Raw genomic sequence first — 20496 nt, 5'->3', positions numbered from 1 at the left:
GCGTCCGGCCCGCGCCGCGGAGACTACTGGGCGTCGCGCGCCGCGGCGATCTGACGGGACATGATCGTGGTCAGCTCGTACGCCGTGTGGGAGGCGGCGACGGCGGTGATCTCCGCGTGGTCGTAGGCCGGGGCGACCTCGACGACGTCGGCGCCGACCAGGTTGCAGGAGGAGAGGCCGCGCAGGATCTCCAGGAGCTCGCGGGAGGTCATGCCGCCCGCCTCGGGGGTGCCGGTGCCGGGGGCGTGGGCCGGGTCGAGGCAGTCGATGTCGATGGAGACGTACAGCGGGCGGTCGCCGATGCGCTGGCGGAGCTGGTCGGCGACCTCGTCGGCGCCGCGGCGGTAGACGTCCGCCGAGGTGACGATGCCGAAGCCCATCTTCTCGTCGTCGGTGAGGTCCTGCTTGCCGTAGAGCGGGCCGCGGATGCCGACGTGCGACAGGGCGGAGGTGTCGAGGATGCCCTCCTCGACGGCGCGGCGGAACGGGGTGCCGTGGGTGTACTCGGCGCCGAAGTAGGTGTCCCAGGTGTCGAGGTGGGCGTCGAAGTGCAGCAGGGCGACCGGGCCGTGCTGCTTCGCGACCGAGCGCAGCAGCGGCAGGGCGACGGTGTGGTCGCCGCCGAGGGTCATCATCCGGGCGCCGGTGGCGAGCACGTCGTCGGCGGCGGCCTCGATGGTCTCGACGGCCTCGTTGATGTTGAAGGGGTTGACCGCGATGTCACCGGCGTCGGCGACCTGGGCGAGCGCGAACGGGGAGGCGTCCTGTGCCGGGTTGTAGGGGCGCAGCAGGCGGGAGGCCTCACGGATGGCGTTGCCGCCGAAGCGGGCGCCGGGACGGTAGGAGACGCCGCTGTCGAAGGGGATGCCGACCACGGCGACGTCGGTGGTGCCGACCTCGTCGAGCCGCGGCAGACGGGCGAACGTCGCGGGACCGGCGTACCGCGGGACACGGGACGAGTCGATCGGGCCGCGGAAGGCGTTCTGGTCGCTGCTGCTCATGGTCGGGGTCCTCCTGAGGGGTCGGCGGGGTGATGACGACAGTAAGACGCCGGAATGCGTCCTTGAAGTGTACGTTTCCTCCATTGTGTCCTCCATTGATGTGCGAAAGGTCCAGCACATGGCCGCTCCGGAGCCCGGCTCCACCCCGCCCGCGCCCCCCGTCCCGCTCACCGCGCTGCTGGCCCGCCGGGAGCTGGGCCTGCGCCTGCTCGCCGGCCCCGAGGACGTCTCCCTGCACTGGGTGCACACCTCGGAGATGGCCGACCCCCATCCGTACCTCTTGGGCGGCGAACTGCTGCTGACGGCGGGCGTGCAGCTCACCGACCCGGTGCGGTACGTGGAGCGGGTCGTGGAGGCGGGGGCGGCGGCGCTCGGCTTCGGGGTGGCTCCGGTCCACGACACGGTCCCGACGGAGCTGGTCGAGGCCTGCGCCCGTCGGGGCCTCCCGCTCCTGGAGGTGCCGCCGCGGACCCCGTTCACGGCGGTGGCGCGGGCCGTGTGGCGTCTGATGGCAGAGGCCCGGTTGCACGAGCTGCGCCGGGTGACGGAGGCCCAGCAGTCCCTCGCGACGGCCGCGGCCCGGCCCGCCCCGGTCCCGGCGGTCCTCGCCGCGCTCGCCTCCCGGCTCGGCGGCCGGGCGGTCCTCTTCTCCCCTGACGGCACCGAGGCGGCGGCAGCCGGCCGGGAGGTCCCGGCGCAGGCGACCCGGGCGCTGCGGGAACTGGCGGGGGTCCTGGGTCCGCGCCCCGGCGGGCCGGCCTCCGCGAGCTCTGAGAACGGGGGCCTGCGCCTGGCGGCGTACGCGCTCGGCGGCGGCGACGGACCGGCGCTGGGGGTGGCGGCGGAGCGGCGGGACCCCGGCGACCACACCATCGCGGGCGTCGCGGTGGTCCTGCTCTCCCTCCTGACGGCACCGCAGCAGGGCACGGACGCGGCGGTGCGGGACGGGGCCCTGGTCCGGCTGCTCCTGGGCGCCTCCCCGGCGGAGGCGGCTTCCGCCCTGGACCCGGGCCCCTGGACGGTGGTCCATGCGAAGGGCGGCGACGGCACCCCGTTCGCGGCTGCGGGCCTGGCGGCTGCGCTGGGGACGGCGCTGGTGGAGACAGGCGCCCCCGTGCGCCTCCTGCTCCCCGCCTCGTCCCCCGTCACCGCTCGGCCCGGTTGGACGCTCGGGGCATCCGCTCCGGCCGGGGCGGCGGAACTCCCCGCCGCCGACGCGCAGGCGGCACGGGCGCTGCGCCGGGCCGAGGCCACCCGGGCGGCGCTGGTGCGCCACCACCCGGGCGGCCTCGCCTCCCTGGTGGACCCGGACGAGGCCGCCGCCCACGCCCGGGCCCTCCTCGCCCGTCTGAACGAACCGCTCAGGGAGACGCTGCGCACCTGGCTGTCGCTGCACGGCAGCTGGGACCGGACGGCGGTGGCCCTGGGCGTCCACCGCAACACCGTCCGCCAGCGGATCACCCGCTGCGCGACGCTCCTCGACCGCGACCTGGACGACCCGGACGTGCGCATGGAGCTGTGGTTCGCCCTCGGCACTCCGTGACCCGGGTGCGGGCCACGGCTCCGGCCGCGTGACGCCACCCGTCCGCACCCGGGGCACGGGCCCCTTCGGGCGCACCTCCCGAGGGCCCGGCGCGCTTCTGTCGATCGCGGCGTTCCGCCCCCGGAGGGCGTCAGCGCCAGAGCTTGTTCACGGCGGTGGCCGTGGTCTTCCGGAAGGCCTTGAGCGGGGCCTGCTCGAAGTCGCCCATCTGCCCCCACTCCACGTAGGTGACGGTCCGTCCGTCACGGCCGACGGAGAAGAGGTGGACGTCCGTGCTGCCGACCTCCGGGTTCGCGGTGTCCAGGCTGTAGACGTGGGCGCCCTCCTCCACCGCGATCTCGCCGTGGTACCGGCCGACCGCCTCGGTCCCCGGGTCCTCCTGCTCCAGGCGCTCGGCGCAGCCGGCGAGCGCCCGCCGCAGGGCACCGGCCAGGCGGACCGCCTGGCCCTCGGTCTCGGTGACGGTGGTGACCTGGAGGCCGCCGGTGTCGAGCTCGGTGCGGAAGGTGCGGTGGCGGGTGCCTTGGGCGGGGACGACTCCCGGCGCGCAGAACAGGCCGTACTCGGGGAGGCCCTGGGCGACCGGGTCGGCGGTCCAGGGCGTCGAGGACCGCGGCATCTGCGACGGCGCCAGGAAGGCGGGCTGCTGGGCCGCCCGGGCGGTGGTGCCGTCCGCGTTGGACGGGACGGCCGCCAGGGCCACCAGGCCGACGGCGACGGTGGAGACGGCGAGGGTGGAGCGGAACCTGCTGGTCATGTCGGGATTCCCCCAGGTGGTGCGGTCGATCGGAACACGGACCAGCCTCGGGGCGGGGCGGGAGCCCCCGCAACGCCTCAGCCCGTCCCGGCCGTCCCGGAACCGTTCCACCCCTCCTGACGTGGGAGGACATGGGCGGTGGAACACGGTGTGGAACGGTGACGGGTGGTCGGTCTGATGGGGAACCCCACGGAGAGGTCGAAGGGCGCGGCGGTCGAGGACCTCGCCTCGCGGGTGCGCGCCCTCAAGGAGCGCGACGGCCGCAGCTACGCGTCGCTGGGCCGGCGCCTGAACGTGAGCGCTTCCACGCTGCACCGGTACGGCTCCGGGGAGAGCGTGCCGGAGGGCTTCGCCGTCCTGGACCGGCTGGCCCGGCTCTGCGGCGCGGACGGGGAGGAGCGGCGCGCCCTGGAGGCGGCCTGGACCCGCGCGGACCGCGCCCGCCTCCCGGCACCGCCTCCCGCGCCCACGCCGCCCGCCGCACCGCCACCGGCCGCCGCACCCGGACCCTCACCCGCTCCCCCGCCCGCGGCGCCCTCGACACCCCCGCCGCCCGCACCCCCCTCGGCGTCCTCGCTGCCGTCGCCGCCCTCGGCCTCCGCGGCGAAAGCACCGCGCCCCCGCCGCACGGCGACGGCCGTCGGGGTGGCCGTCGCCGTCCTGGCCGTGGTCCTGGCGCTGGTCGCCGTCCTGCTCGACCGCCCCTCGCGCACCCCCTCCGGCGCCGCCCCCACCTCCGTTCCCGAAGGGCGGGCCGTCCCCGAGGGGGAGCCCGTCCCCTTCACCTGGACCGTCGACCCCCAACTCTGGCAGGGCGGCTGCGGGCACACCTACCTCGTGGACCGGGCCCCCCGCACGGTCGCCCCACCACCGGTCGCGGCCGATGCCGGGGCGTGGGTCGGGGCGCACCGGGCCGTGCACGGCGGGGAGGCGCTCGTGCGGATCACCCTCCAGGGCCGGTCGCCGTCCACCGCCGTGGTCCTCCAGGCCCTGCACGTGCGCGTGGTCGACCGGGCCGCGCCGCTGCCGTGGAACGCGTACCGGACGGACGCCGGCTGCGGCGGTGCCGTCACCCCGCGCCACTTCGCCGTGGACCTCGACCGGCCGCGCCCGGTCGCCCGGCCCGTCGACGGGTACGACGCCTCCGGGGCCGAGGGGCGGACGATCCCGGCCGTCTCCTTCCCGTACGCCGTCACCGCCTCCGAGCCCGAGGAGTTCGTCGTCGCCGCGCGGACGGCGGGCTGCGACTGCCGCTGGTACCTGGAGCTGGAGTGGAGCTCCGGGGGGCGCACGGGGAGCACCGGGATCACGGACGACGGGAAGCCCTTCCGCACCAGCGGGGCCAAGGGAAGGCCGACGTACGCGTACGACGCCTCCGAAGGGCGCTGGATCACAGGCGCGGAGTCTGGACAGGAGGGGTGACCGATGGGTAACTTCGACTGACAAAGGCTGAGCAAGCGCTTAGACAAAAGTCGGGGCGCTGGAGCGACCGGCCGGACCAGGACAGGAACCGAAGGAGGCGGCTCGTGCGCCGTACCGTATTCAACGAGGACCACGAGGCGTTCCGGGAGACCATCCGCGCCTTCATCGAGGCCGAGGTCGTCCCCGTCTACGACGAGTGGTTCGCCGCGGGCCAGGCGCCGCGCGAGTTCTACGACAAGCTCGGCGAGCTGGGCATCTTCGGGATCAACGTCCCCGAGGAGTTCGGCGGCGCGGGCCTGGACACCCACAAGTTCGAGGCCGTCCTCTACGAGGAGACCTCGCGCGCGGGCGTCCAGTTCGGCGGCTCCGGCGTCCACGTGCTGCTCGCCCTGCCCTACATCAAGATGCTCGCCACCGACGAGCAGAAGAAGCGCTACCTGCCGAAGTTCGTCACCGGCGAGGAGATGTGGGCGCTCGCCATGACCGAGCCGGGCACCGGCTCCGACGTCGCGGGCATGAAGACCACCGCCAAGCTCTCCGAGGACGGCACCCACTACGTCCTCAACGGCGCCAAGACCTTCATCACCGGTGGCGTCCACGCCGACCGCGTGATCGTCTGCGCCCGGACCTCCGCCCCGTCGGAGGACGACCGCCGCTTCGGCATCTCCCTCTTCGCCGTCGACACCAAGTCCGAGGGCTACTCCATCGGCCGCAAGCTGGACAAGCTCGGCCTGCGCACCTCCGACACGGCCGAGCTGGCCTTCGTCGACGTCAAGGTCCCCGTCGAGGACCTGCTCGGCGAGGAGGGCAAGGGCTTCTACTACCTCGGCCACAACCTGGCCTCCGAGCGCTGGGGCATCGCCTTCGGCGCCTACGCCCAGGCCAAGGCCGCCGTCCGCTTCGCCCAGCAGTACGTCACGGAGCGCACGGTCTTCGGCAAGCCGGTCGCCTCCTTCCAGAACACCAAGTTCGAGCTGGCCGCCTGCCAGGCCGAGGTCGACGCCGCCGAGGCCGTCGCCGACCGCGCCCTGGAGGCCCTGGACGCGGGCGAGCTCTCGCCGGCCGAGGCCGCGAGCGCCAAGCTCTTCTGCACCGAGGTCGCCCACCGCGTCATCGACCGCTGCCTCCAGCTGCACGGCGGCTACGGCTACATGAACGAGTACCCGATCGCCCGCCTCTACGCCGACAACCGCGTCAACCGCATCTACGGCGGCACCAGCGAGATCATGAAGTCGATCATCGCCAAGTCGATGGGCCTGTAAGTGCCCGAAGCACTGGACGACCTGCTCGATCTGCTCGACCTGGAGCGGATCGAGCAGGACATCTTCCGGGGGGAGTCCCGCTCCTCGCTCGTCCCCCGCGTCTTCGGCGGCCAGGTGGCCGCCCAGGCGCTGGTGGCGGCGGGGCGGACCGTGCCCGGCGCCTCCCCGGACCTCGCCCCCGCTCCGGCGGGCGGGGCCCCGAGGCTCCCGCACTCGCTCCACGCGTACTTCCTGCGCCCCGGCGACCCCGGCGTGCCGATCGTCTACAACGTGGACCGCATCCGCGACGGCCGCTCCTTCACGACCCGACGGGTCGTGGCCGTCCAGCACGGCCAGCCGATCTTCCACCTCTCGGCGTCCTTCCAGACGTACGAGGAGGGCCTGGACCACCAGGCGGACATGCCGCCCGCCCCGGACCCGGAGTCCCTCCCCACACCGGCCGAGATGCTCCCCCGCCACCTCCCCCGCGACGTGGCGGACCGCCTGGTCGAAGCCAGGGCCGCGGTGGACCTCCGCTATGTGGACGTCCCCCCGTGGGGCTCGGTCGGGCAGCCCCGGGAACCGCGCTCCCAGGTCTGGTTCCGCGCCAACGGCAAACTGGCCGACGACCCCCTGCTGCACGTCGTCCTGGCCACCTACGTCTCCGACATGACCCTGCTCGACTCGGTGCTCCTCGCCCACGGGCGGGGCGGCTGGGCCGTCGGGGACGTCGTCGGGGCGTCCCTGGACCACGCCATGTGGTTCCACCGCCCCTTCCGGGCCGACGAATGGCTCCTGTACGACCAGGAGTCGCCGACCGCGTCCGGCGGGCGCGGTCTCGGCCAGGCCCGGATCTACACCCAGGACGGACGCCTGGCGATCTCCGTCATCCAGGAGGGTGTCGTTCGCGTCCCGCGCTGACGGCCGACCGTACCGTCCGGTCATGACGGAGAACGCCGAAAGCACCTCCACCGTGGTCGTGGCAGCGGCGGCGAACCTCGGCATCGCCGCCGCCAAGGCCGTCGCGGGCGGCCTGCTCGGCGGCCAGCCCACCGGCTCCGGCGGCTGGGACGGCACCGCACCGGACCGCGCCGTGAGGGCCGCCCGCGGGCGGGCGGCGCCGTCCGCGCCCCGGCCCGGCCCGGCGGGGCCTCAGGCCGCCAGGCCCGCCGCCGCCAGGGTGTACGCCGTCAGCGGCTCGTAGAAGCGCGGGTCCAGGACGTGGTCGTCGAGCGGAATCGTGACCTGCATGGTGCCCTCGGCCTCGCCGATGAAGAGCGCGGGGTCGTTGCAGTCCGCGTAGCCGACCGAGTCGATCCCCCGCTGCCCCGCCCGCCCGGCCCAGCCGTGGTCCGCGATCACCAGATCGGGCCGCCCCTCCTCGCCGAGCGCGTCGAGGATCGCGTTCATCGGCTCCGGGGAGTGGGTGTGCCACAGGCTCGCTCCCCGCTCGAAGACGGCGACGTCCGCGAACTGCACCACGTACCCCTCGTCGGCGATGAGTCCGCCGGGGATCCGGACGATCTCGCAGCCCTGGGCGCGCAGTGCGGCGGCGACCCGGCCGTGGACGTCGATGAGCGCGCCGGGGTGACCGGTCGCGAAGAGGACCCGCTCCCGCCCGGCGGCGGCCTTGCGGAGCCGTGCGGCCATGCGGTCGAGGCCGTCGACGGTCAGTTCGGGGTCGATGGTGTCCTGGCCGACCCGGTGGGCCGGGTCGTCGACGACGCCGCACCGCTCGGCCATGACGGCGAGCACGTCCTGTTCGTCGGTCCAGCGGTCGCCGAGCTCCAGGCCGAGCCAGTAGTGCCGGTCGCCGTTGGCGAGCTTGCGGTAGTGGGAGAGGTTGTTGTCGCGCGGGGTGGCGACGTCTCCGGCGATCCGGGTGCGGACGAGGTGCTCGATGAGGGCGGGGCGGCTGGGTATCGGCATGGGGTTCATTCTGTACGAGCCCCGGGGCCGGCGGGCCCCCGTTCCGCGCCGTGGACCCGTGTCCGTCCCGGAACGACTGGTTCCCTTTCCCGCGTCCGGGCGTGCGGCCGCCCCCCGTCAGCGGGCGAGTGCCCCGAAGGCTCCGTGGGCCAGGCGGCGCAACAGGTCCTCCATGGGGCGGCGGCCGAGCGCGGCCAGGTGCGGGGTCGAGTTGAGGAGGCCGAAGACCGCGTGGACGGCCGTGCGGGACTCCGACTCCTCCGCGGCCGGGTACAGCTCGCGCACGACCGCGACCCACAGTTCGACGTACTGCCGCTGGAGCTGCCGGACCCGCTTGCGGTCCTCGTCCTTGAGCCGGTCCAGCTCGCGGTCGTGGAGGGTGATGAGCGGCCGGTCGTCGAGGGCGAAGTCGATGTGTCCGTCGATGAGGGAGCCGAGCAGGGCGCGCGCGTCCCCGTCGGACTCCTCGGCCCGCAGCCGCCCCCCGTCGAGCAGCCGCTCGCTGATGCCGACGAGCAGCTCGGCGAGCATCGCGTCCTTGCCCGGGAAGTGGCGGTAGAGGCCGGGACCGCTGATGCCGACGGCGGCACCTATCTCGTCCACGCCGACGCCGTGGAAGCCGCGCTCGGCGAAGAGGCGGGCGGCTTCCTTGAGGATCTGCTCGCGTCGCGTCGGGACGGCGGTCCTGCCGGTGGCGGTCGGGGTCATGAATCGATTCTAGACAACCCGGTTAGCGGTCGTTAACCTGGGCGCCATACGTTAACGCTCATTAACCGAGCAAGGGAGCTCGAGGGATGCAGCAGGCACCTGTGCTGGCGAGCGCGGCGGATCCCGCGTCCGCGGCCTGGCAGGCCAACGAAGCGGCCCATCACGAGCTGGCGGCGACCCTGCGCGCCAAGCTCGCGGCGGTCGCCCTGGGCGGCGGTGAGAAGTCGAGGGCCCGGCACACCGCGCGCGGCAAGCTGCTGCCGCGGGACCGGGTGGACGCGCTCCTGGACCCGGGGTCGCCGTTCCTGGAGCTGGCCCCGCTGGCGGCGAACGGCATGTACGGCGACCAGGCACCGGCGGCCGGCGTCATCGCGGGCATCGGCCGGGTCGGCGGACGCGAGTGCGTGATCGTCGCGAACGACGCGACCGTCAAGGGCGGCACGTACTACCCGATGACCGTCAAGAAGCACCTGCGCGCCCAGGAGGTGGCACTGGAGAATCGTCTCCCCTGCCTCTACCTGGTCGACTCGGGCGGTGCCTTCCTGCCGATGCAGGACGAGGTCTTCCCGGACCGCGAGCACTTCGGCCGGATCTTCTACAACCAGGCCCGGATGTCCGGCGCCGGAATCCCGCAGATCGCCGCGGTCCTCGGCTCCTGCACGGCGGGCGGCGCGTACGTCCCCGCGATGAGCGACGAGGCCGTGATCGTGCGGAACCAGGGCACGATCTTCCTCGGCGGTCCGCCGCTGGTGAAGGCGGCAACCGGCGAGGTCGTCACGGCCGAGGAGCTGGGCGGCGGCGAGGTCCACTCCCGGATCTCCGGCGTCACCGACCACCTCGCCGAGGACGACGCCCACGCCCTGCGCATCGTGCGGAACATCGTCGCCACCCTTCCCGAGCGCGGGCCGCTGCCCTGGTCGGTCGAACCGGCCGAGGAGCCGAAGGTCGACCCGCACGGGCTCTACGGCGCGGTGCCGGTGGACTCCCGCACCCCGTACGACGTGCGCGAGGTGATCGCCCGGGTCGTGGACGGCTCCCGCTTCCAGGAGTTCAAGGCCGAGTACGGGCAGACGCTGGTCACCGGCTTCGCCCGGATCCACGGCCACCCGGTCGGCATCGTCGCCAACAACGGCATCCTGTTCGCCGAGTCCGCGCAGAAGGGGGCGCACTTCATCGAGCTGTGCGACCAGCGCGGGATCCCGCTCGTCTTCCTGCAGAACATCACCGGCTTCATGGTCGGCAAGGCCTACGAGCACGGCGGCATCGCCAAGCACGGGGCCAAGATGGTCACGGCCGTGGCCACCACCCGGGTCCCGAAGCTGACGGTCGTCGTCGGCGGTTCCTACGGCGCGGGCAACTACTCGATGTGCGGCCGGGCGTACTCGCCGCGCTTCCTGTGGATGTGGCCCAACGCCAAGATCTCGGTCATGGGCGGCGAGCAGGCCGCGTCCGTCCTCGCGACCGTCAAGCGCGACCAGCTCGGGGACGAGTGGAGCGCGGAGGACGAGGAGGCCTTCAAGGCCCCGATCCGCGAGCAGTACGAGTCCCAGGGCAACGCCTACTACGCGACCGCCCGCCTGTGGGACGACGGGGTCATCGACCCGATGGAGACCCGACAGGTCCTCGGCCTCGCCCTGACCGCCTGTGCCAACGCGCCGCTGGGTGACCCCCAGTTCGGCGTCTTCCGGATGTGAGGGGTTCTCGGAGCATGTTCGACACCGTCCTTGTGGCCAACCGGGGCGAGATCGCCGTCCGCGTCATCCGCACCCTGCGGGCGATGGGCGTACGCTCGGTGGCCGTCTACAGCGACGCGGACGCCGACGCCCGGCACGTGCGGGAGGCGGACACGGCCGTGCGGATCGGCCCGCCGCCGGCCGCCGAGTCGTACCTGTCGGTCCCGGCGCTGCTCGAAGCGGCCCGGCGGACCGGGGCCGGGGCCGTCCACCCCGGCTACGGGTTCCTCGCCGAGAACGCCGGCTTCGCGCAGGCCTGCGCGGACGCGGGCCTGGTCTTCATCGGCCCCCCGGCGAACGCGATCTCCGTCATGGGGGACAAGATCCGGGCGAAGGAGACCGTGAAGGCGGCGGGCGTGCCGGTGGTCCCCGGCGCGGCCGATCCCGACCTGGAGGAAGCGGCCCGCGCACTGGGCGCCCCCGTCCTCCTCAAGCCGAGCGCGGGCGGCGGCGGCAAGGGCATGCGGCTGGTCCGCGACCTGTCGACGCTCACGGACGAGATCGCCGCGGCCCGACGCGAGGCCCGCTCCTCCTTCGGTGACGACACCCTCCTCGTGGAGCGGTGGATCGACCGGCCCCGGCACATCGAGATCCAGGTCCTGGCGGACGCGCACGGGAACGTGATCCACCTCGGCGAGCGCGAGTGCTCGCTCCAGCGCCGTCACCAGAAGATCATCGAAGAGGCGCCGAGCGTCCTGCTCACCCCGGAGATCCGGGCGTCGATGGGCGCGGCGGCGGTCGAAGCGGCGCGCTCCTGCGGCTACGTCGGCGCGGGCACGGTCGAGTTCATCGTGCCGGGCGGCGACCCGTCCCAGTACTACTTCATGGAGATGAACACCCGTCTCCAGGTCGAGCACCCGGTGACCGAACTCATCACCGGCATCGACCTGGTGGAGTGGCAGCTGCGGGTCGCGGCCGGCGAACCGCTGTCCTTCGGCCAGGAGGACGTCCGGCTCGACGGCTGGGCGATCGAGGCGCGGATCTGCGCGGAGGACCCGGCACGCGGGTTCCTGCCGTCCGGCGGCACGGTCCTCTCGCTGAACGAGCCGAGCGGGGACGGCGTGCGGACGGACTCGGGCCTCCTCGAAGGCACCGAGGTCTCCTCCCTGTACGACCCGATGCTGTCGAAGGTCATCGTCCACGCGGCAGACCGTCCCACGGCCCTGCGGAAGCTCCGTGCGGCCCTCGCCGACCTGGTCACCCTGGGCGTGCCCACCAACGCGGGCTTCCTGCGCCGGCTGCTGGCCCACCCGGACGTCGTCTCCGGCGAGTTGGACACCGGCCTGGTGGAGCGGGACGCGGAGTCCCTGGTCGACGCCGCGGTCCCGGACCAGGTGTACGCGGCTGCGGCGGCCGTGCGGCGCGCGGCGCTGGCCCCGGCGCCCCGGGAGGGCTGGGCGGACCCGTTCGACGCGCCGAGCGGATGGCGCCTCGGTGGCACGCCGAAGCCGCTCGCCTTCTCCTTCCGGGTACCGGGCCTCGAACCCGTGACGGTGGAGGCCCCCGCCGACGACCGGATCACCGACACCGCCGTGACCGTGACGCTCGACGGGATGACCCACCGCTTCCACCGCGCCGGGAACTGGCTCGGCCGCGAGGGGGATTCCTGGCACGTCCTCGACCACGACCCCGTCGAGGCGGCGCTGTCCGGCGCACGGCACGGCGGGGCCGACACCCTGGCCGCGCCGATGCCCGGGACGGTGACCGTCGTGAAGGTGGCCGTCGGGGACGAGGTGGAGGCAGGGCAGAGCCTGCTGGTGGTGGAGGCGATGAAGATGGAGCACGTCATCTCCGCCCCGCACGCCGGCACCGTCACCGAACTGGACGTCGCGCCCGGCACCACCGTCGCCATGGACCAGGTGCTGGCCGTGGTGACGCCGCACGAGGAGGAGGCGGCATGAGCCTGCCCATGACCGTGTCCGATCCGGAGCTGCCCGCCCGGGTCCGGATCCACGAGGTCGGCGCCCGGGACGGGCTGCAGAACGAGGCGTCGGCCGTCCCGACCCCGGTGAAGGCCGAGTTCGTGCGGCGGCTGGCGGCTGCCGGGCTGACCACCATTGAGGCGACCAGCTTCGTCCACCCCAAGTGGGTGCCCCAACTGGCGGACGCCGAGGAGCTGTTCCCGCTGGTGCGGGACCTGCCCGTGCGCCTCCCCGTCCTGGTGCCGAACGAGCGCGGCCTCGATCGGGCCCTGGCGCTCGGCGCCCGCGAGGTGGCCGTCTTCGCCTCGGCCACCGAGGCCTTCGCCAAGGCCAACCTCAACCGGACCGTGGACGAGGCGCTCGCCATGTTCGAGCCGACCGTCACCCGGGCCATGGAGTCCGGGCTGAAGGTGCGGGGCTATCTGTCGATGTGCTTCGGCGACCCCTGGGAAGGGGCCGTCCCGATCGAGCAGGTCGTCCGGGTGACCAAGGCCCTCGCGGACATGGGCTGCGACGAGCTGAGCCTCGGGGACACGATCGGGGTCGCCACCCCCGGACACGTCCGGGCCCTGCTGACGGCCCTGAACGAGGGCGGCGTCCCCACCTCCCGCATCGCCGTGCACTTCCACGACACGTACGGGCAGGCCCTGTCCAACACCCTGGCCGCCCTGCGCCACGGGGTGACCACCGTCGACGCCTCCGCCGGCGGCCTCGGCGGCTGCCCGTACGCGAAGAGCGCGACCGGCAACCTCGCCACCGAGGACCTCGTGTGGATGCTCGACGGCCTCGGCATCGAGACCGGGGTCGATCTGGCCGCCCTCACCGCCACGAGCGTGTGGATGGCCGAACAACTGGGCCGTCCCAGCCCTTCCCGTACCGTCCGCGCCCTCTCCCACAAGGAGTGACGAAAGACATGTCCCTCGACCACCGGCTCTCCGAAGAGCACGAGGAACTCCGCCGCACCGTCGAGGAGTTCGCGCACGACGTGGTGGCGCCGAAGATAGGCGACTACTACGAGCGGCACGAGTTCCCGTACGAGATCGTCCGCGAGATGGGCCGCATGGGCCTGTTCGGCCTGCCGTTCCCCGAGGAGTACGGCGGCATGGGCGGCGACTACCTGGCCCTCGGGATCGCCCTGGAGGAGCTGGCCCGGGTCGACTCCTCCGTGGCCATCACGCTGGAGGCGGGCGTCTCGCTGGGTGCGATGCCGGTCTACCGCTTCGGCACGGAGGAGCAGAAGCGGGAGTGGCTGCCGAAGCTGTGCACCGGTGAGGTGCTCGGTGCGTTCGGCCTGACCGAGCCGGGTGCCGGCTCGGACGCGGGCGGCACGCGCACCACCGCCGTCCGGGACGGCGACCACTGGGTCATCAACGGCTCGAAGTGCTTCATCACCAACTCGGGCACGGACATCACGGGCCTGGTGACGGTCACGGCGGTCACCGGTCGGAAGCCCGACGGCCGACCGCTGATCTCCTCGATCATCGTGCCGTCCGGCACCCCGGGCTTCACGGTCGCGGCGCCGTACTCCAAGGTCGGCTGGAACGCCTCGGACACCCGCGAGCTGTCCTTCGACGACGTGCGCGTCCCGGTGGAGAACCTGCTGGGCGAGGAGGGTCGGGGGTACGCGCAGTTCCTGCGGATCCTGGACGAGGGGCGGGTCGCGATCGCGGCGCTCGCGACGGGCCTCGCGCAGGGCTGCGTGGACGAGTCGGTCAAGTACGCGAAGGAACGTCACGCCTTCGGGTCGCCGATCAGCACGTACCAGGCCGTCCAGTTCAAGATCGCCGACATGGAGATGAAGGCGCACATGGCCAGGATCGGCTGGCGGGACGCGGCCTCGCGGCTCGTGCGCGGCGAGTCCTTCAAGAAGGAAGCGGCGATCGCGAAGCTGTACTCGTCGACGGTGGCGGTGGACAACGCCCGCGAGGCGACGCAGGTCCACGGCGGCTACGGCTTCATGAACGAGTACCCGGTGGCCCGGATGTGGCGCGACTCGAAGATCCTGGAGATCGGCGAGGGCACCAGCGAGGTCCAGCGGATGCTGATCGCACGGGAGTTGGGCCTGCCGGCCTGACCCGACGGGACCACGCGCACGAGCCCGCCGCACCTCGGTGCGGCGGGCTCTCCCATGCCCCCACAAGATTTAATGAGGTTAGGCTAACCTACTTTTCATGACGCATGCCGAGACCGCCCCCTTCCAGTTCTTCTCCCTCCACGTCGACCGGACACGGCGGCTCGGCCCGTCCCTGGTCCGGGTCACCTTCACCGGGGACGACCTGAAGGCCTTCGCCTCCGGGGGCCGCGACCAGTCCCTCTCCCTCTTCCTGCCGCACCCCGGCCAGGAGGCCCCGATCCTGCCGGCACTGGACGACCCGGACATGTACGCGATCCTCGGCGCCTGGCGCGCGATGCCCGAGGACGAACGCGCCGTCATGCGCTCGTACACCGTTCGCGAGCAGCGCACCGAGCCGGTGCACGAGGTCGACATCGACTTCGCCCTCCACGGGGACGGCGGCCCCGCCTGCCGCTGGGCCGGCCGCGCCGAGCCCGGCGACCGGGTCGTCGCCCTGGGCCCGGCGGTCGCCGAGAACACGGGCGTCCGCTTCCGCCTCCCCGCGGACGCCGACTCCGTCCTGATCTGGGCGGACGAGACGGCCCTCCCCGCGGCCTCGGCGATCCTGGAGTGGCTTCCGGCCGAAACCCGCGCCCGGGTGTTCCTGGAGGTGCCGTACTCCGGCGACCGGACGGAGCTCACCACCGAGGCGGACGCCACGATCAGCTGGCTCGTCCGGGAGGAGGGCGCCCCGTCCGCCGTGGACGCGGTGCGCGGGGTCGAGTTGCCCGGAGGGGCCCCCTACGTCTGGATCGCGGGCGAGTCGGGTTCCGTGAAGGCGCTGCGCCGGCACTTCGTGCGGGAGCGGGGCCTCGATCGACGCCGGGTCACCTTCGTCGGCTACTGGCGCAAGGGGCTGTCCGAGGACGCCCTGCGCGAGGTGCCGGACGAGGTGCGGGAAGAGGCGCGACGAGAGGCGTGATCCGGCCGGGGACGCCGCCGTCGCGCCCCGCGGGGCGAGGAGTCATTGCAAGGAAAAGTTAGGTTAGGCTAACCTCACTTGCACATCACTCCTCGCCCCTTCCTGCTGTCCGGAGGCATTCCCCATGCGCTCGCACCTGCTCAACGACGCGACGGCCGAGAGCTACCGGCGATCCGTCACCGAAGGAGTCGAGCGGGTGGCGAGCAGACTCGCCGCGACGCGAGGCCCGTTCACCGGTGTCACACCCGCCGAACTGGCCCCCGTGATCGACGCCGTCGACCTGGACCGCCCCTTGGGCGACTCCACCGCGGCCCTCGACGAGCTGGAGGGCGTCTACCTCCGCGACGCGGTCTACTTCCACCACCCCCGCTACCTCGGGCACCTCAACTGCCCGGTGGTCATCCCCGCCGTCCTCGGAGAAGCCGTCCTCTCGGCGGTCAACTCCTCGCTCGACACCTGGGACCAGAGCGCCGGAGGCACCCTGATCGAGCAGCGGCTGATCGAGTGGACGGCCGGCCGGATCGGCCTCGGACCACTCGCCGACGGCGTGTTCACCAGCGGGGGCACCCAGTCCAACCTCCAGGCCCTGCTGCTCGCCCGCGAGGAGACCGGCACCGGGGACCTGTCCAAGCTCCGGATCTTCTCCTCCGAGTGCAGCCACTTCAGCGTCCAGAAATCGGCCACCCTCCTCGGGCTCGGTCGCGATGCCGTCGTCTCCGTCCCGGTCGACCGGGACAAGCGGATGCAGTCCGTCGTCCTCGCCGCCGAGCTGGAGGCCTGCCGCGCCGAGGGCCTGGTCCCGATGGCGATCGTGGCCACCGCCGGCACCACCGACTTCGGCTCCATCGACCCGCTGCCCGAGATCGCCGCCCTGGCCGCCGAGTACGGCGCCTGGATGCACGTCGACGCCGCCTACGGCTGCGGGCTGCTCGCCTCCCGGACCCGCCGCCACCTCCTGGACGGCATCGAGCAGGCCGATTCCGTCACCGTCGACTACCACAAGTCCTTCTTCCAGCCGGTGAGTTCCTCCGCCGTTCTGGTTCGCGACGGTGCCACCCTGCGCCACGCCACCTACCACGCGGACTACCTCAACCCCCGCCAGGCGCCCGCCACGAAGGCGTCCCCCGCCGCAGGGCCGTGGGGAAGGGTCCCCAACCAGGTCGACAAGTCCCTCCAGACCACCCGCCGCTTCGACGCGCTCAAACTGTGGATGACCCTGCGGGTCATGGGGGCCGACGGCATCGGGGAGCTCTTCGACGAGGTCTGCGGCCTGGCCCGCGAGGGCTTCGAACTGCTCGCCGCCGACCCGCGCTACGAGGTCGTGGTCGAACCGCAGCTGTCCACCCTCGTCTACCGCTACGTCCCGGAAGCCACCGCCTCCCCCGCCGACGTCGACCGGGCCAACCTCTACGCCCGCAAGGCGCTCTTCGCCTCCGGCGAGGCCGTCGTCGCCGGCACCAAGGTCGACGGCCGCCAGTACCTCAAGTTCACCCTGCTCAACCCCGAGACCACCACGGCCGACATCGCCGCCGTCCTCGATCTGATAGCCGGCCACGCCGAGCAGTACCTGGGAGAGAACCTTGTCCACGCCTGAAACGACCAGGACGTACGACTTCATCGGTGTCGGACTCGGTCCGTTCAACCTCGGACTCGCCTGTCTGACCGAGCCGATCGGCGAACTGGACGGCCTGTTCCTGGAGTCCAAGCCGGACTTCGAATGGCACTCCGGGATGTTCCTGGAAGGCGCCCACCTCCAGACGCCGTTCATGTCGGACCTGGTCACCCTGGCCGACCCGACGTCCCCCTACTCCTTCCTCAACTACCTGAAGGAGAAGGGCCGACTCTACTCCTTCTACATCCGCGAGAACTTCTACCCGCTGCGCGCCGAGTACGACGACTACTGCCGCTGGGCCGCCGGGAAGCTCTCGTCCATCCGCTTCTCCACGACCGTCTCCGCCGTCTCCCACGACGAGGCCGAAGCGGTCTACCTGGTGACCACGGCGACCGGCGAGACGTTCCGCTCGCGCCGGATCGTGCTCGGCACCGGCACCCCGCCCCACGTCCCCGAGGCCTGCCGGGAGCTGGACGGCGACCTGATCCACAACTCGCGCTACGTCCCGAACAGGGCGGCGCTCCAGAAGAAGAAATCGATCACGATCGTCGGCAGCGGCCAGAGCGCCGCCGAGATCTACTACGACCTCCTGAGCGAGATCGACGCCCACGGCTACCGACTCAACTGGGTCACCCGCTCCCCGCGCTTCTTCCCGCTGGAGTACACCAAGCTCACCCTGGAAATGACCTCCCCCGAGTACGTGGACTACTTCCACGCGCTGCCGGAGGAGACCCGGTACCGCCTGGAGTCCGAACAGAAGGGCCTCTTCAAGGGCATCAACGCCGATCTGATCGACGGGATCTTCGACCTGCTGTACCAGAAGAACCTGGCCGGCCCGGTTCCCACCCGGCTGCTCACCAACTCCGCCCTGCACAGCGCCGCGTACGACTCCGCCACCGGCACGTACGCGCTCGGCTTCCGCCAGGAGGAGCAGGGGAAGGACTTCACGGTCGAGACCGAGGGGCTGGTGCTCGCCACCGGCTACAAGTACGCGGCCCCCGACTTCCTGAAGCCGATCGAGCACCGCCTCCGCCACGACGGGCGGGGCCGCTTCGACGTGGCCCGCAACTACTCGATCGACACCGCCGGCCGCGAGGTCTTCCTCCAGAACGCCGGCGTGCACACCCACTCGATCACCTCGCCCGACCTGGGCATGGGCCCGTACCGCAACGCGTACATCATCGGGGAGATGCTGGGCTCCGCGTACTACCCCGTCGAGAAGACCATCGCCTTCCAGGAGTTCGCGGCATGACCGTCCCGCCCGTCCGGATCCGCCCCCTCGACCCGCTGCAGGACGCCGAACTGATCCACCCCTGGGTGACGCACCCCAAGGCCGCCTTCTGGATGATGCAGGACGCCCGGCTCCAGGACGTCGAGCGCGCCTACATGGAGATCGCGGCCCACCCGCACCACGACGCCTTCATCGGCCTGGTCGACGACGAGCCCGCCTTCCTGATGGAGCGGTACGACCCCGCGCGGGTCGAGCTGGTCGGGCTCTACGAGCCGCAGCCCGGTGACGTCGGCATGCACTTCCTCGTCGCTCCCACCGACACCCCCGTGCACGGCTTCACCCGCACCGTGATCACCGCCGTGATGACCGAACTGTTCGCCGACCCGTCCACCGCCCGGGTGGTCGTCGAACCCGACGTCCGCAACACGGCCGTGCACGCCCTCAACGAGACCGTCGGCTTCCTGCCCGAGCGCGAGGTCGAGAAGCCGGAGAAGACGGCACTGTTGAGCTTCTGCACCCGCGCCCAGTTCGAGACCGCCGTCGGAGCCGCCCTGTGAACCCCGTCGCACACCTCACCCCCGAGCGCTGGGCCGCCGCCAACCGCGCCCTGATCCGCAAGGGCCTCGCCGAATTCGCCCACGAGCGGCTGCTCGCCCCGCAGGACCTCGGCGAAGGCCGGTACCAGGTCCTCAGCGACGACGGCACCACCGAGTACCGCTTCACCGCCGACCGCTTCGCCCTCGACCACTGGCAGGTCTACCCCGAGTCGATCAGTCGCCACCGCGGTGAGGAAAGCCTTCCGCTCGACGCGCTCCAGTTCATCACCGAGTTGCGCGGCGCCCTCGGGCTGAGCGACGAGATCCTGCCGGTCTACCTGGAGGAGATCTCCTCCACCCTGGCCGGCACGGCCTTCAAGGCGAGCAAGACACCGGTCACCTCGGCCGAGTTGGCGCGCTCCGACTTCCAAGCCATCGAAACCGGGATGACCGAGGGCCACCCCTGCTTCGTCGCCAACAACGGCCGGCTCGGCTTCGGCGTCGACGAGTACCGGGCGTACGCGCCCGAGGCCGCGAGCGAGATCCACCTGATCTGGCTCGCCGCCCACCGCGACCGCACCACCTTCACCGCCGGGGCGGACCTGGCGTACGAGTCCTTCATCCGCGCCGAACTCGGCGACGCCGCCGTCGAAGGCTTCGCGGCGGTCCTCACCGAGCGCGGCCTCGACCCGGACGACTACCTGCTCGTGCCGGTCCACCCCTGGCAGTGGTGGAACAAGCTGTCCGTCACCTTCGCCGCCGAAATCGCCCAACAGCGCCTGGTCCTTTTGGGCGAGGGCCGGGACGCCTATCTGGCACAGCAGTCGATCCGCACCTTCTTCAACGCCTCGGACCCGGCCAAGCACTACGTCAAAACGGCCCTCTCGGTACTCAACATGGGTTTCATGCGAGGCCTTTCGGCCACGTACATGGAGGCCACCCCGGCCATCAACGACTGGCTGCACGGGCTGATCGAGGCGGACCCGACGCTGCGGGCGGCCCGCTTCTCCATCATCCGCGAGCGGGCGGCGATCGGCTACCGGCACCTGGAGTACGAGGCCGCCACCGACCGCTACTCCCCCTACCGCAAGATGCTGGCCGCGCTCTGGCGCGAGTCCCCGGTGCCGTCCCTCGCCGAGGGCGAGCGGCTCGCGACGATGGCCTCGCTGCTCCACGTGGACCACGCCGGCACGTCCTTCGCGGGCGCCCTGATCAAGGAGTCCGGCCTGGAGCCGGTCGCTTGGCTGAGGAAGTACCTCGACGCCTATCTGCTCCCGGTCCTGCACAGCTTCTACGCCTACGACCTGGTCTACATGCCGCACGGCGAGAACGTGATCCTGGTCCTCGACGAGCGCGGCGCGGTCGTCCGCGCCGTCTTCAAGGACATCGCCGAGGAGATCTGCGTGATGGACCCGACGGCGGTCCTCCCGCCGGCGGTGGAGCGCATCCGCGCCGAGGTCCCCGAGGACATGAAGCTCCTCTCGGTCTTCACGGACGTCTTCGACTGCTTCTTCCGCTTCCTGGGCGCCACCCTGGCGGCGGAGGGCGTCCTCGCCGAGGACGACTTCTGGCGGACGGTCGCGCAGTGCGTGCACGACTACCGGGCCGCGAAGCCCGAGCTGGCGGACCGCTTCGCCCAGTACGACCCGTTCGCGGAGACCTTCGCCCTGTCGGCCCTCAACCGGCTCCAGCTGCGCAACAACCGGCAGATGGTGGACCTGGCGGACCCGTCGGCGGCGCTCCAGCTCGTCGGCGAGCTGGTGAACCCGATCGCCCGCTTCGCCTGAGCACCCGGGACCGGGGCGGGCCCCGACGGAGTACGGTCC

At 72.4% G+C, this 20496-nt stretch carries 18 protein-coding genes; 14 read left to right on the top strand and 4 right to left on the bottom strand.

Features of this window, described 5'->3' with window-relative positions; all coding sequences use genetic code 11:
- Positions 1–23 precede the first annotated feature (23 nt).
- Complete coding sequence (gene speB, locus ACFW2Y_RS25200; RefSeq protein WP_384883437.1) at positions 24–1001, bottom strand: agmatinase; 978 nt, start codon at positions 999–1001, stop codon at positions 24–26.
- 118 nt (positions 1002–1119) lie between these two features.
- Here speB and ACFW2Y_RS25195 point away from each other — a divergent pair, with 118 nt between their 5' ends.
- Positions 1120–2544, top strand: coding sequence for a PucR family transcriptional regulator (locus tag ACFW2Y_RS25195; protein WP_384883434.1), 1425 nt, complete (start codon positions 1120–1122; stop codon positions 2542–2544).
- Positions 2545–2674: 130 nt separating this feature from the next.
- On the opposite strand, the gene ACFW2Y_RS25190 is transcribed toward ACFW2Y_RS25195, so the two are convergent.
- Positions 2675–3301, bottom strand: a complete 627-nt coding sequence (locus ACFW2Y_RS25190) for a hypothetical protein (RefSeq protein ID WP_384883431.1) — start codon at positions 3299–3301, stop codon at positions 2675–2677.
- Between the two features lie 177 nt (positions 3302–3478).
- On the opposite strand from ACFW2Y_RS25190, the gene ACFW2Y_RS25185 reads away from it, so the two are divergent.
- The 4 genes from ACFW2Y_RS25185 (at position 3479) to ACFW2Y_RS25170 (ending at position 7168) form a co-directional block, all read left to right on the top strand.
- A complete protein-coding gene (locus tag ACFW2Y_RS25185) occupies positions 3479–4723 on the top strand; it encodes a helix-turn-helix domain-containing protein (RefSeq protein WP_384883428.1) in 1245 nt (414 codons plus the stop codon).
- A 104-nt stretch (positions 4724–4827) separates the two neighbouring features.
- Positions 4828–5985, top strand: a complete 1158-nt coding sequence (locus ACFW2Y_RS25180; RefSeq protein ID WP_384883426.1) for an acyl-CoA dehydrogenase family protein — start codon at positions 4828–4830, stop codon at positions 5983–5985.
- Positions 5986–6885 (top strand): acyl-CoA thioesterase, encoded by a 900-nt coding sequence (locus tag ACFW2Y_RS25175; protein ID WP_384883424.1) that lies wholly within the window; start codon positions 5986–5988, stop codon positions 6883–6885. It abuts the gene before it with no gap.
- A 22-nt stretch (positions 6886–6907) separates the two neighbouring features.
- The gene (locus ACFW2Y_RS25170; RefSeq protein WP_384883421.1) at positions 6908–7168 is read left to right on the top strand and encodes a hypothetical protein; all 261 of its coding nucleotides are present in this window, start codon (positions 6908–6910) and stop codon (positions 7166–7168) included.
- On the opposite strand, the gene ACFW2Y_RS25165 is transcribed toward ACFW2Y_RS25170, so the two are convergent.
- Both ACFW2Y_RS25165 and ACFW2Y_RS25160 read right to left on the bottom strand, forming a co-directional pair.
- Positions 7117–7893, bottom strand: coding sequence for a phosphatase (locus ACFW2Y_RS25165; RefSeq protein ID WP_384883419.1), 777 nt, complete (start codon positions 7891–7893; stop codon positions 7117–7119). The two genes, ACFW2Y_RS25170 and ACFW2Y_RS25165, sit on opposite strands and share 52 nt — an antisense overlap.
- Before the next feature lie 117 nt (positions 7894–8010).
- Entirely contained in the window at positions 8011–8601 is a 591-nt protein-coding gene (locus ACFW2Y_RS25160) for a TetR/AcrR family transcriptional regulator (protein ID WP_384883417.1), read from the bottom strand.
- 86 nt (positions 8602–8687) lie between these two features.
- Here ACFW2Y_RS25160 and ACFW2Y_RS25155 point away from each other — a divergent pair, with 86 nt between their 5' ends.
- The 9 genes from ACFW2Y_RS25155 to ACFW2Y_RS25115 all read left to right on the top strand — a co-directional run bounded on the left by ACFW2Y_RS25155 (position 8688) and on the right by ACFW2Y_RS25115 (position 20457).
- Positions 8688–10295, top strand: a complete 1608-nt coding sequence (locus ACFW2Y_RS25155) for a carboxyl transferase domain-containing protein (RefSeq protein WP_384883415.1) — start codon at positions 8688–8690, stop codon at positions 10293–10295.
- Positions 10296–10309: 14 nt separating this feature from the next.
- Positions 10310–12235 carry an acetyl/propionyl/methylcrotonyl-CoA carboxylase subunit alpha gene (locus ACFW2Y_RS25150; RefSeq protein WP_384883412.1) on the top strand — a complete coding sequence of 642 codons (1926 nt, stop codon included), beginning with the start codon at positions 10310–10312 and terminating at the stop codon, positions 12233–12235.
- The gene (locus ACFW2Y_RS25145) at positions 12232–13161 is read left to right on the top strand and encodes a hydroxymethylglutaryl-CoA lyase (RefSeq protein ID WP_384883409.1); all 930 of its coding nucleotides are present in this window, start codon (positions 12232–12234) and stop codon (positions 13159–13161) included. Before ACFW2Y_RS25150 ends, ACFW2Y_RS25145 begins: the two co-directional genes overlap by 4 nt.
- 8 nt (positions 13162–13169) lie before the next feature.
- On the top strand, positions 13170–14330 hold the full coding sequence (locus ACFW2Y_RS25140; RefSeq protein ID WP_384883406.1) for an acyl-CoA dehydrogenase family protein: 1161 nt from the start codon (positions 13170–13172) through the stop codon (positions 14328–14330).
- Between the two features lie 97 nt (positions 14331–14427).
- Positions 14428–15291, top strand: a complete 864-nt coding sequence (locus ACFW2Y_RS25135) for a siderophore-interacting protein (protein ID WP_384883403.1) — start codon at positions 14428–14430, stop codon at positions 15289–15291.
- 124 nt (positions 15292–15415) lie between these two features.
- Complete coding sequence (locus ACFW2Y_RS25130; RefSeq protein ID WP_384883399.1) at positions 15416–16885, top strand: pyridoxal phosphate-dependent decarboxylase family protein; 1470 nt, start codon at positions 15416–15418, stop codon at positions 16883–16885.
- Positions 16872–18155: a lysine N(6)-hydroxylase/L-ornithine N(5)-oxygenase family protein gene (locus ACFW2Y_RS25125; protein ID WP_384883396.1), complete on the top strand. Its 1284-nt coding sequence runs from the start codon at positions 16872–16874 to the stop codon at positions 18153–18155. The genes ACFW2Y_RS25130 and ACFW2Y_RS25125 overlap by 14 nt, the downstream gene beginning before the upstream one ends.
- Positions 18152–18691: a GNAT family N-acetyltransferase gene (locus tag ACFW2Y_RS25120; protein WP_384883393.1), complete on the top strand. Its 540-nt coding sequence runs from the start codon at positions 18152–18154 to the stop codon at positions 18689–18691. The genes ACFW2Y_RS25125 and ACFW2Y_RS25120 overlap by 4 nt, the downstream gene beginning before the upstream one ends.
- Positions 18688–20457, top strand: coding sequence for an IucA/IucC family protein (locus ACFW2Y_RS25115; RefSeq protein ID WP_384883391.1), 1770 nt, complete (start codon positions 18688–18690; stop codon positions 20455–20457). The genes ACFW2Y_RS25120 and ACFW2Y_RS25115 overlap by 4 nt, the downstream gene beginning before the upstream one ends.
- Positions 20458–20496 lie beyond the last annotated feature (39 nt).

Source organism: Streptomyces sp. NPDC058877, from assembly GCF_042742855.1.
Lineage (GTDB): Bacteria > Actinomycetota > Actinomycetes > Streptomycetales > Streptomycetaceae > Streptomyces.
Note: the sequence above shows the minus strand (reverse complement) of the source record. Positions and strands in the feature narration are given on the sequence as shown.